The sequence below is a fragment of the Duganella sacchari genome, from assembly GCF_900143065.1.
Lineage (GTDB): Bacteria > Pseudomonadota > Gammaproteobacteria > Burkholderiales > Burkholderiaceae_D > Rugamonas > Rugamonas sacchari.
In genome coordinates, this window is record NZ_FRCX01000010.1 from 226464 (window position 1) to 238461 (window position 11998).

10 protein-coding genes are annotated in these 11998 nt (G+C 54.3%); 4 read left to right on the forward strand and 6 right to left on the reverse strand.

Annotated elements, in window-relative coordinates:
• Nucleotides 1-36 precede the first annotated feature (36 nt).
• Both BUA36_RS22215 and pvdQ read right to left on the reverse strand, forming a co-directional pair.
• Nucleotides 37-294, reverse strand: a complete 258-nt coding sequence (locus tag BUA36_RS22215; protein ID WP_072787507.1) for a hypothetical protein — start codon at nucleotides 292-294, stop codon at nucleotides 37-39.
• Nucleotides 295-367: 73 nt separating this feature from the next.
• Nucleotides 368-2677, reverse strand: coding sequence for a bifunctional acylase PvdQ (gene pvdQ, locus BUA36_RS22220; RefSeq protein ID WP_072787510.1), 2310 nt, complete (start codon nucleotides 2675-2677; stop codon nucleotides 368-370).
• A 144-nt stretch (nucleotides 2678-2821) separates the two neighbouring features.
• On the opposite strand from pvdQ, the gene BUA36_RS22225 reads away from it, so the two are divergent.
• Entirely contained in the window at nucleotides 2822-3286 is a 465-nt protein-coding gene (locus BUA36_RS22225) for a hypothetical protein (RefSeq protein WP_072787512.1), read from the forward strand.
• Here BUA36_RS22225 and BUA36_RS22230 read toward each other — a convergent pair.
• The 3 genes from BUA36_RS22230 to BUA36_RS22240 are packed head-to-tail and all read right to left on the reverse strand — an operon-like array spanning nucleotide 3249 to nucleotide 5335.
• Entirely contained in the window at nucleotides 3249-4412 is a 1164-nt protein-coding gene (locus BUA36_RS22230; protein ID WP_072787514.1) for an acyltransferase family protein, read from the reverse strand. The genes BUA36_RS22225 and BUA36_RS22230 overlap by 38 nt on opposite strands.
• A 15-nt stretch (nucleotides 4413-4427) precedes the next feature.
• Nucleotides 4428-4715, reverse strand: a complete 288-nt coding sequence (locus BUA36_RS22235; RefSeq protein WP_072787520.1) for a hypothetical protein — start codon at nucleotides 4713-4715, stop codon at nucleotides 4428-4430.
• A 2-nt stretch (nucleotides 4716-4717) separates the two neighbouring features.
• On the reverse strand, nucleotides 4718-5335 hold the full coding sequence (locus BUA36_RS22240; RefSeq protein ID WP_072787524.1) for a glycoside hydrolase domain-containing protein: 618 nt from the start codon (nucleotides 5333-5335) through the stop codon (nucleotides 4718-4720).
• Between the two features lie 180 nt (nucleotides 5336-5515).
• Here BUA36_RS22240 and BUA36_RS22245 point away from each other — a divergent pair, with 180 nt between their 5' ends.
• The 3 genes from BUA36_RS22245 to BUA36_RS22250 all read left to right on the forward strand — a co-directional run bounded on the left by BUA36_RS22245 (nucleotide 5516) and on the right by BUA36_RS22250 (nucleotide 11474).
• A complete protein-coding gene (locus BUA36_RS22245) occupies nucleotides 5516-8788 on the forward strand; it encodes an nSTAND1 domain-containing NTPase (protein ID WP_072787527.1) in 3273 nt (1090 codons plus the stop codon).
• On the forward strand, nucleotides 8785-9159 hold the full coding sequence (locus BUA36_RS30440) for a DP-EP family protein (RefSeq protein ID WP_139260663.1): 375 nt from the start codon (nucleotides 8785-8787) through the stop codon (nucleotides 9157-9159). Before BUA36_RS22245 ends, BUA36_RS30440 begins: the two co-directional genes overlap by 4 nt.
• Nucleotides 9160-10514: 1355 nt before the next feature.
• Nucleotides 10515-11474, forward strand: coding sequence for a M14 family metallopeptidase (locus BUA36_RS22250; protein ID WP_072787528.1), 960 nt, complete (start codon nucleotides 10515-10517; stop codon nucleotides 11472-11474).
• On the opposite strand, the gene sugE is transcribed toward BUA36_RS22250, so the two are convergent.
• Nucleotides 11471-11788: a quaternary ammonium compound efflux SMR transporter SugE gene (sugE, locus tag BUA36_RS22255; RefSeq protein WP_072787529.1), complete on the reverse strand. Its 318-nt coding sequence runs from the start codon at nucleotides 11786-11788 to the stop codon at nucleotides 11471-11473. The genes BUA36_RS22250 and sugE overlap by 4 nt on opposite strands.
• Between the last annotated feature and the right edge of the window lie 210 nt (nucleotides 11789-11998).

An 11998-nucleotide genomic window follows, 5' to 3' on the forward strand; every position in this document is an offset into this window, starting at 1 on the left:
TGCGGCTGCCGAACTTCTCTCCCTATTCAGGCCGGGCTAGTCCCGGCCTTTTTTTTCACGCAGCGCGATCAAGCGTCCCATCAGGTGGCGCAAGGCGCCCTTCTTCTCACGCCGCTCGCGCTCTGCCAGCAGATAGCGTACCTGTCGTCGCAACATGCCATTATCGACGGCACACGCTAGCAACAGAACAGCCATCACCATCATCGTGCCGTCCTGCCCCCACCAATGCCACGACGCCCCCGACAGCACCGCAGCAACCAGCCCGCTCAAAAGTAAAGCAAAACGATCTTTCATGGCCAGCTCCAACCGTGACGATAACGGCAGTCAGCATAGCCGCGACGCTGGCGGCCGGGTTGCGCTAGCTCAGTCACGGTAACGTGATACGGCGGGTCTGGTAGTTTGGGTCGGCGGCGATCTGGGCTTCGGTGTAGGGCTGCGCGATCCATGCCTTATTGGAGAAGCGCTCCGTCTGGTCCGCGTAGTATGGCGATGAGGACTGGCTCGATTGCGAGTAGCTCAGTATCGCCTGCGCAACCGGACCGTTCTTGTCGAAGGTGACGGCTTGCAGGTAGCTGGTGCCGTCTGTGACGTCGCGCAGGCCGCCGCCGATATCGGTGCTGGTGATGGCGTTGTAGACGCCGTAGATATCGTCGCCACCATGTATCGGAATTTTCTTCGCTCCGCGCACGGCGACTTGAATATCGCCCCACTTCTTATTCATCGTCCAGCCTTTGGCCTCAGCATCGTTCACCGCTTGCGCCAGCGCCATGCGTACTGCAGCAGCGATATCGGGATCATCCACGTTCAAGCCGCGTGGTGTGTTGACCGGGTCCGCAGGATTGAATGGCACTTTCCATACCGGCTGGCCACGCAAGCGATCCCACATGCCGGTAAAGTAGACGTAGCCCATGTTGGCGTTGAGATTCGCGGTACGGTCCCACGCGGACAAACCCGTGCAGGAAGGGCCGCTACAAATGCGCAGCAGGTCATCCATCACCTGCTCCGCGATGTAGACGCGGTTATTCAGCACCATCTGCTGCAGCTTGGCGAGGCTCATGCGCTCGCCATTCAAACGCAACTGGCTGATGCCGATGCGCGTGCGGCCACTTTGCTCATACTCCTGCCGGCTGACGATATCGGGATATCCCGTCAGCGGCGCCGCAGGATTGGTCAGCCATGCGCTGTCATTGGAGTTCTGCACATAGTCGCTGCGTACCAGCACCGGCAAGCTCGCCGCCGCGAAGATGCCGGCCTGCGGCGCATCCTTGTCCACACCCCAGGCACAGGCTGTACGGCTGCCATCCAGAATAAAGACGCCTTGCGATGCCAGCTCCTGGTCACCCGATGCCACGCACGCAGCCTGCTGCGCTGAGGTCACATTCGGCACCGCTGTCACATCCATGAACAAAGCCTGGCCGTCCTTGTCGGCCGCCAGCGTATTCACCCAAGGCAGCCCCAGGACGGACTCGATCGATTTGCGAAAATCCGCCAATGTCGCCGCACGGCCCATGGCATACCACTGCACGATCAAGCGATGATTGTTCAAGTTGGCGTCACCCAGCGCATAGGCATTGCTGCGGTCCCACCCCGCCACGCCCGGCACCACAGCAAGCATGCCAAATTCGGTGCCATAGAAATCGCGCGACTGCGACTTGAGCGTGCCATCCGGCTGCTTCACATCCACTGTCACGGTACGCTTGTTCATTGGCTTGCTCTGCCCATCCACCACATAGCGCGTGGGATCTCTGGCATCCAGCTGCAAGCGATGCAGCGTGAAATGCGCCGACGTGTTCACCGTATGGCTCCACGCCAGATTTTGATTGAAGCCGATATTCACCAGCGGCAGCCCCGCCAGCGAAGCTCCCATCACGTCCATCTTGCCCGGAATGGTCAGATGCAGCTGATAAAACCGCAGCGCCCCTTTCCATGGAAAGTGCGGATTCCCCAACAACATGCCCTGGCCATTGTCCGTGAGGTCCTTGCCAAGTGCGACTGCGTTGCTGCCGGTCTTGCTGTGCAAACGGCGCCAGTACTCAGCGCTCAGCACATTCGGCTCCGTGCCACCGGCCTTGCGCATGGCCGCCGCCGGCGCACCTGGCGGCGCTGCGGACACCACCGCAGGCACAAACTGGCCCGAACTTCCTTCCACTGCATACCGCCGCATCAGACGCAGGAGGTCGCGCTCATTCAGCGCCCTCACCCACGCGCCTCCCTTGCAGTCGCCAGGAAGATTTGCCACGCCAGTCTGCTGCAGGTACTGGTTGTAGCCTGCCACATAGCCCAGCACCAGCTGACGGATCTCTTCCGGTTGCGCATCCCAGGACTGTTTGAGCGAGGCTTCGTCATTAATGAGGCGGTAGAAATAGTCCGTCTCCAGATTGGTACTGCTGTACCCCGCGCGGCTACCATCCGGCCCGAAATAGCGCGAGCGCTCGCCATTGACGGTAACAACTTCATCCGCCAACGCGCACAGGTTATCTTCCGCATAGGCATAGCCCACACCAAATCCCACATCGCCTTCGCTATTACCTTTGATGTGGGGAATGCCAAACGACGTGCGCCGGATATCGGCCGTGTACCGGGCGGGTTTGACGACAGCTTCCTTTGAACTGCCGCCGGAGCAGCCCGAAAATAACAGCAGTACTGGTAGTGAAAGGGACACGGTCTTGTAGTTCATGGGTTTCTCTTTCGTTCTGAGGAAAAGGGAGGGACCCAAAATATTGCAAACTTCACATGTCCAAGCCAGCGATCTATCCGAAGGCGCGGTTTGCGCGACTACCAGTTGCAAGCGGCGATACCGGCTTAACGCTAGAATGCAGGAATGATGGAAATTCTACTTACATGGCTACGCCGCCTCAGTCACCTGCTCGGCTTCGAGACCGCCGACTCCTTCCCGCCCGGCCATCCGTATGAGCGCACGCGCTGGAACGGCGCCTACTTCGATATCGCTTCCGACGTTAAGCCGGAGCAAATCGAAAGCCGCCTGTGCGACGCGATCGCCAATACACCGCTGGTCTTCGGTTACATCACCAATCCCACGCCGCGCATGCAGCGCACCTTGTTGGCGATGCTGGAAGAGCGCATGCGCAATAACCGCGGGCGCGCCAGTGAACTGGCCGCGCTGCTGGTCGTCGCCTACGACAGCCCGCATATCAGCGAGGTGATACCGGGCCTGCGCTCTATGGTTGCGGCCACCCGCCACGACGAGCTGCCGGAACGCGCGCGCAGCGTCATGGCCTTCCTCGGTTCTACACAGTCGCCGTTTGATGTGATTGAGATGAACTAGGCTGCGGCGCGTAGTTCGATGGCACGTAGCGGTCGCGCAGCTTCATGAACGGTGTCTCCACCAGAAGATAAAGCAGCCAGCCGGCCAGGATGCTGGACGCGCTCATGATGCAAATGGCTTGCCAGCTTTCCGCGTCCCAGCCTTGCGCCTGCAACGGCGCGCGCAGCAGCACGCACAACTGCTTGTGCGTCAGGTAGATGGCATACGACCACAACGCGATGCTGGCGGCGCCCGGCACGCGCCAGCGTTGCAGCAGCGAGCCGCTGCTCAGCGCCGCCACCAGCAGCAGGCTGAAACTCAGGCCCAGCATCGGGTAGCCATACACCGTCATCGCATAGCCGTAGTGATCTTCCAGCAGCAGATGCCAGGTCAGCGCCAGCAGTGCCACGCCTGCCGCCAGCGTCCAGTTGCCGTATGCGGTGATGCGCGACCACGCAGCGGCGTGATAATTCTTCAGCAGCGCCAGCGCGACGCCACACACCAATTCGTCAAAACGGCACCACGAGGCGTAATAAATCAGCGTGTAGTAGTGATAGCTGCCGTCCGCCACGTCACCGATGCTGGTCCACAGATAGCTGCGTATCGCCATCCCGCCCAGCACGGCGCTGCCCACCGCAAGCCAGGCCCAGACCAGCGACTTGCGTAGCATGGCGATCAGCAAAGCCAGCGCCGGCAGCAGGAAATAAAACTGCTCCTCCACGCACAAGGACCACGCGTGCGAGAACGCCGTGCCTGGACTGAGGAAGATATTCTGGGTAAATGTTAGGAACTTCCACAACGGCGGCAGCACGCTGGCACCGCGCCAGTACGGCCACAAGGCGTACAACGCCAGCACGAAATAGAAATTCGGCACCGTGCGCAGCAGACGGCGCGCATAAAACCGCGCCAGCGAAAACCGCCCGGTCCCCGCCTGTTCCTTGCGGATGCCCGACAAGATCTGATTGCCGATCAAATAACCACTCAAGGCAAAAAACAGGTCAACGCCGGTCCAGCCGATCTCGCTCATCCAGCCAAAGGTCGGCTGGCTGCTCACGAAAATCATGTAGTGGTTCATGAACACCAGCACGATGGCCAGCGCGCGCAAGGTGTCGAGGCCGGAGTTGCGGCCGATGGTGGTCTGCTTCATCGGCCGTATATTACCTTAGGTGGAGATGGCCATGGTCAGCACGCTGTTCGACAAGGTCAGCACCGCCGTACTGTCGCCGGGGATGGCGAAATTCTGACTGTGGCAAGAATAATAATCTTTCTCACCCAGCCGGATGCAGTCGATGGCGGCGCTCAGGCCGTTGCTGATGGTGTAGGCCCCCAGCACCAGATCCGGTGCGGTGACAAACTTGAACGTCACATCGCCACCGGTATTGTTGAGAAAAATAGTCTTGGACGGCTTGACCGTCTTGCGCGATGGCGTCTCCGTAAAGCAGATATTCATCGTTACAGCACCCGGAACAGGCCAGCCGGATGATCCGGACTATTGCATACCATACCCACGCTGATGCGCTGGCCATCGTCCACCGGCAAGGTGGCAGCGTCATTCAGCTGGCGCAGCTGGTAACCGGCGGCCGAGGTGCCGTCATTGGCCAGCCACGCCACATTGGCCAGTCCCCGCGCCATGATCGCCTCGCAGCAGGCGCTGGCCCCAAAGACACCAACCTGGTATTGCCGCTCGGTCGGACCGGCCGCGTGGAACGCCTGGTTCACCCCCTCAAAATAGCGCGTGACCGCGCCGTCTATCCACGCCACATCCGGCGCCGCGAAGTAAATGGCCGAGCCGGACGGCTGGGTAATGACCGACTGCGCCATCAAATACGCCGCCGCCCCATCGGCCAACCCCTGCGCCCGGCTGAAATAGCTCAGGTGTGCATCCGGCATCTCCCACAACGCGCCGATCTGGATGCCGGCGTCGGTCAGCGCCCGTGCCTCGGCCAGCGACAAACTCTTGCCCGCCTGGTGGCTGTAATGCCGCATGGCGAAATCGATCCCCTGTTGCTTGATTGCTATTGCGTACTGCGTCAGTTCAAACGGTGCTTTCACGCCGGTCAAAACGGTCATGGGGACTCCATAAAAATTGTTCAACTTGTTGTGGCAATTCTTCAACTATTTCCCTCAGGATAATGTTAATATTTCTTTGCGGTGACTTTACCCAGAAGCTATAAAAACGGCCTTCCGAAAACCTTCTGGAAAATAAGTCATTGATTGCAAAGATATTTTTACTGAGCAAAGAAGATGGGGATGAAGCACAAGAGTTTCCGTTTTGGCGAGTGGCGGGTCGATCCAGCCACCAATACCCTCAGCTGTGGTGTACTCAACCGGCAGCTGGAACCGCGGGCGATGGACGTGCTGCTGTACTTGTGCCGCCATCCGCATGTGGTCATTTCGGCCGAGACGCTGCTCGATGCCTGCTGGGGCGACGTCTCGCCCAGCGACAACGCCATCCACAAAATCATCACCCAGTTGCGCCGGGCGCTGGACGATTCCGCAACCGAACCGCGCTATATAGAAACCATCCGCAAACGCGGCTACCGCCTGCTGGCCGAACTGAGCTATGACGACGAAGTCAGCCAGGGCAGCTGGCTGCACGCCTCGCCCTTCCGCGGCCTGGAAGCATTTGAAGAACAGCACGCCGCCATCTTCTTTGGGCGCAAACTGAGTGTCGACCAGCTGGTGCAGGTGGTGGTTGCGCAAGCCCAGGCCGCTTGCGCGATGGTGCTGGTGCTCGGTCCATCCGGCGCCGGCAAGACCTCGCTGGTACAGGCCGGCCTGATTCCAGCATTGAAAGCAGGCGCCGCGCCGGCCGAATCCGGCATCGCCATCAGCGCCCACGTGCAGCTCGATTGCGCCGACATGGGCCAGTCCGGCCTGCTCGAGACGCTGGCCAGCGTGCTGCTGGACGCCGAAATCGATGGCCGCCTGCTGTTTGAAAACACCAGCGCCGCAACGCTGGCCCAGCACATGGCGCAGGACTTGCCATCGCTGATTGAACATCTGCAGCGCCAGCTACCCGCCATCCAGCTGCTGCTGTTCATCGACCGTTTTGAAGCCGTGTTCCGGCTGCCCCACGTCACCGACACCGAGCGCGCGGTCTTCATCAACGTGCTGGACCAGCTGGCGCGTTCCGGCAGCATGCAGCTGGTACTGGCCTGCCGCAACGACTTCTACCCGCATCTGGCATCCTATCCAGCGCTGATGAGCCTGAAACTGAGCGGCGGCCACTTCGACCTGACGCCGCCCGGCAGCGCCGACATCGCCCAGATCGTCCGCCACCCGGCGCAAGTGGCGCAGCTGCGCTACACCGTGGACGAGCGCGGCGAAGGCCTGGATGAAGTCCTGTGCCACGCTGCACGGTCCGGCGCCGACAGCCTGCCGCTGCTGCAATACTGCCTGCAAGAGCTGTATCGCCAGCGCAGCCCCGAAGGTGAGCTGAGCCACGCCGCCTTCCACGCCATGGGCGGGCTGGAAGGCGCCATCGGCGCGCGGGCAGAACAAGTGATCTCCGAACTGGGCGCGCCGCAGATCGCCGCCCTGCCCCATGTGTTGTCGCAGCTGGTGCTGGTTGCAGAAGACGAAGCCACCGTGAGCTCGCGCCGCGTACCGTGGTCCGCCCTGCGCAACGACGCCGAGATCAAACTGGTCCAGGCGCTGGTCGACGCCCACCTGTTCGTAAGCGACCTGCAAGGTGGCGCCCCTGCTTTCGGCCTGGCCCACGAAGCCCTGCTGCGCCGCTGGCCGCGCGTAGTCGCGTGGATCGAAGAGCACCGCCAGACGCTGCAAATCCGAAGCCGCATCAGCGCCCAAGCCAACCGCTGGCAAGAAAGCGGCCGCAAGCGCGACATGCTGCTGCCGTCCGGCACCCAGACCAATCAAGCCCGCGAGCTGTTAAACGCCACCAGCTTGAGCCTGACGCAACAAGAACAAAACTTCATCCAGTCCTCGCTGCAAAGCGAGCGCCGCAGCGAGCGTATGCGGATGGCAGTAATGATCGTAGTCACCTGCCTCGCCATCCTGGCCGCAGCCTTAGGTATTACCGCTCGCTCAGCCCAGACCCAAGCCGAGACCCGTCGTGCGGAAGCAGAAGATCTGATGGGGTATATGCTAGGAGAGTTCGTAGAAAAGCTTCGTCCTCTGGGTAAACTCGACCTGCTAGACAGTATCAGCAACCGCGCATTGAAATACCTGTCTGATCCATCACGAGAAAATGAAAAAAATACAGTGCTGGCTCAGCGCGCTAAATCATTGCAGGTGATCTCCGAGGTTAAGATTGCACGTGCCGATCCTGTCGGCGCCAATACTGCATTGCTCGCCGGACGCGAGGTTCTTCAAAACTTGCTAAAAACTGCTCCGAACGATCTTACCTTGCTTAAAAATGCTGGAGAAAACGCTTTCTGGTTGGGACAAATCCATCTAGATAAAACTGAATGGGATCAAGCACGCAAATATTTTGAAGAGTATCAAGATTATGCAAATCGCCAAGCATCAGTGGCTCCAGAGTCCGTAGATGCGTGGATTGAACAATCGTATGCACATAGCGCTTTAGGGACCGTCGCGCTTCGCAGTAGCGATTTACCACGTGCCGTAAATGAATTTTCTTTGTCGGTGGGTTTGAAAGAACGGGCCTACAAACAGCAACCAGAAAGGAAACGCTTAGCTTCCGATCTCGCAAATAGTTTGTCTTGGCAAGCCAGCGCACATATGCAATCTGGCCAGTTGTCACTTGCGGAGTCATTAAATGATCGCGAGCTTGCACTTCTAGAGCCGCTACATAAGGCTAATCCTGCGGAAACTTTATGGGTGAATCCGCTGGCAGCAGCTTGGGGCCATCAAGCAGAATTAAAGCAAGCCAAAGGGGATTTAGAAGGTAGCTCAGCGGCTGGTAGGAGAGCATACGAATTACGAAAATTACTTGTAGAAAAAGATCCTAGTAATCGTATATGGCAGCTCAATCAATATATTGCAGAATTGAGAGTTATTGAAAAAGAAATCATAAAAATACCATCGCCCGATGTACTTGCTCGCCTCGAAAAACTGCAACAAAATATTACAGAACTGATTCGGCTAGAACCAAAAAAGCCTGTTTTAAATGTATTAATCGCTGCCACTCAACGAAATAAAGCCATTGTCTATTCAAGGAAAGGGCAGATATTTAAAGCCCTTGAAAATTTAGAACTAGCCATCACCAAATTACAGCAATTATACGTCTCAACGCCGAATGATATCTTAATTCGAAAAGAACTAGTTGAAGCATTGCTACAACAATCGGAAATAAGCCTCAATAAAAAAGAAAATAATTCGCTAGCTCAATGCGAAAAAGCAATTAATATATTAAAATCTTCGGTAAATGGCAGCTCTGATTTTAATATACTTGCACCTTGGGTAAAAGCAAATATATGCTTAAACCGGCATGAATTTGCAATGTCAGCGCGAAAACAATTAGAGGCAATGTTTTATCGCGACCCAACGTATTTTTATTACCTATCCACCCACCCGCTAAAGAAAGAAAAGTCATGAGCAAATTAGTTGCAAGTACTCCATTCATTAATGTTTCGATTAAAATTCGCCCTGATCATATTACTGGTAGCTACAAAGTAGAAACAGCACCAGCGATTCTGCGTGTGACACAACCAGATACCATTATCAATTATCAGATCGTTGATAGCGGCGAGCAAAATATTGTATTTAATAAAAATAACCCAATGACGGTGACGCCATCAGACAATAATCAACTGAGCTTACCGAGCGTCGGCATCACTGGAAAGTTATTGACCTTCAGTGACGCCAATTCTGTTGCCATGACCCTTAAAATTCTTCTTCACTTTGTAGATGAAAAAGGTGTCGAATTTAAACATGATCCAGAAGTTAGTAACGACCCACAAAGGTAATTAATTTAATAATTATTAAACTGGTTAAAAATCATGACTTGTATTGAACAATCTAAAAATAAAATCAATTCGATATTTTACAAACCAAATGGCCAGAAGCCTTTCTTGTTTTTTGTGCACTGCAGGCTAAAAACAAACCAGAGGTATAATTAGTAAATCACAAAAAATTAACTAAGAGATTTAAGATGAATATATCACTTCTTGATAAAATCAAAAAAACGTCATATTTTTTGATAACTAGCGCCACCCCACCGATGGATGCACACTCCCAGTTTCGTGTATTAACTCCTAGCGAGATTGAGGCCGTCGCGGGTGGTCCACAAGTTCAAAATAATCCAGATACATAGAAAAATCGAATTGCCATACGTCAACACTAACTAAGGAATTTAACTATGCCTTTGATTGCATTATTATTGAAGACAATAAAAAGAAATAAAAAACAAGTCATTCAACAATCTTCCATAACTTACCAACTAGAGCAACCGATATCCAACTCGTCTCTGGTGGCCCTCAGGTTCAGAACGAACCGCGCCCCTAAGTTTTTTAAAAAGCCTCTTTGCACACCGGCGGAAGAGGCTACTGAATGAACACATCAATATTGAAACAAAAAACATCTCCACAGCTAGTGCCAAGCTAAAAAAGGAGGAAAAAGCCGAAATTTAAGTGTTATTTTTTTACAAAGTTTAAATTGTCGCAGGCACCCTGCAGGTTCAGAACTAGTCGGCGCATGCTTAAAGTTGCTTCATTTTACATCCATTCAAATAGAATACTAAATATCACTGCGCGCTCTTATAGCTAAAATTCTCGCGTACAGTGAACGAAATGGATCTGGAAATAAATCGAAAATCCGTAAGCTTCAAAAAATCAACTTTTCTCTCGCTTCTAGCTCCCCAGAAGCTGAAATGTACAGGTAAAATAATTACTACGCTCCAAGTAATTATCTTTATTATTTCAATTAATTTACAATTATTAATTATGATTTTCTTAAAATTTTTTGCTAGAATATTTAACAAAAATCGTCAAAATTTTTCAAATAAACCTGAAATTGAAAAATTAGAAAAATTAGAAATTTCATTTATATCGGGAGGTCCGCAAGTTTCAAATGATCCGCGCATGTAATAAGTGCAAAAATACAATTAAAGCTCATTTCTAATGAGCTTTAATTTTTGATATCATTGCACTGATTTTTTCATTTTTATTTTCAAAACTCATAATAACTTAAATTGACGAAATGAACGAAACTGCGTCATCATTCGTTGATGGCAGGTCACAGGTTAGTAAGAATATATAAACTTAAGTAGCCCAGCAGCGATACAAAATAATAGCTTCGGCATCACTGGCACCGACACAGCGATATGAATTCCGCAAATCAACTACAGCTAAAATCTATCCAGTACTGCGGACTGAACTCAAGTCTCAAACTAATCGTAACTGGTGCTGTGCATGGCAATGAGACTTGCGGCACTAAAGCGATTTTGCGAGTAATACAGGAGTTGGAAGACGGAAAGCTACTAATTCAGAACGGCTTAGTCACATTTGTTCCGGTGACGAATCCGCTCGCATACGCAATAGGCGAGCGAGCTGGCGAGCGGAATTTAAACCGTGATCTTTTCCCAAATTCAGATCCGCAGAATTTCGAGGACCGTGTGGCCAACTGGCTGTGCCCTCTTCTTGCGCAGCATGATGTTCTGTTAGACCTGCATTCGTTTAATGCAGCGAGCGAGCCGTTTGTGATGGTTGGGCCGCGTAATAATGATGGTCCACTGGAGCCGTTCAAGCATGAAGAGCAGGAACGCGCATTGGCGCGGCGGCTGGGCGTGCGGCGGTTTGTTGACGGCTGGTTGCGCACCTACGGCGATGGCGTACAGCGTCGCATGAGCGATAGCAGTGAGCTGCAAACTGTTCTTCGCTACGGCATGGGTACAACTGAATATATGCGCTCAACCGGCGGCTATGCGCTGACGCTGGAATGCGGGCAGCACAACGATCCGCAAGCGCCCGAAGTCGCGTATCGCGCCATCCTCAATACACTGGCGTTTCTTGGCTTGATTGATGCACCAACGCCTGAACTTATCGCGCCAGAAAATATGGAGGCGCTGAGCATGGTCGCAGTTTACGACAAGCAGCATGCCGATGACACGTTCAGCCGCAATTGGTCCAGCTTCGATCCGGTCAAACAGGGTGAGGAAATCGGCCGCCGTATCGATGGCACGCCGGTACTGGCCGAATTTGATGGCCGCATTCTGTTCCCCGACAGCGCAGCGGGCGCCAACAGCGAATGGTATTACCTCACTCGCCCTAACCCGTCGTTTTAAACCGTCGAGATTTTCAGTCCGATGATGCCGCCAACGATCATGGCGATGCACGTCAATCGTACGATGCTGGATGGTTCATCCAGCATGACGATGCCATACACCACCGTACCAACCGTGCCGATGCCGGTCCAGATCGCATACGCTGTCCCGAGCGGCAATGTCCGCAGTGCCAAGCCGAGCATGCCCACGCTGCCTGCCATGGCGGTCAGGGTCAGCGCCGAGGGGATCAGCTTGGTAAAGCCTTCGGTATATTTGAGGCCAACCGCCCACACCACTTCCAGCAGGCCGGCCAAGATGAGAATAATCCAGGTCATGCCGAACTATACCATTCACAAAAAATTGGTGCGGAGCCTCTAGCCGTGGCGACCTTGCTCGGGTCATAATGGTCGTTCATTACTATAAAAACGGGGAGTCTTCATGCTTTTAGCAGCCCCGTTGGCCGGTCAAATTCCCCCACCTCTGGCCACCCCAAATTCCCCCACCCTCTGACCGTATAGCGGCGCTGTAGAAGCGCCAGCAGCGAC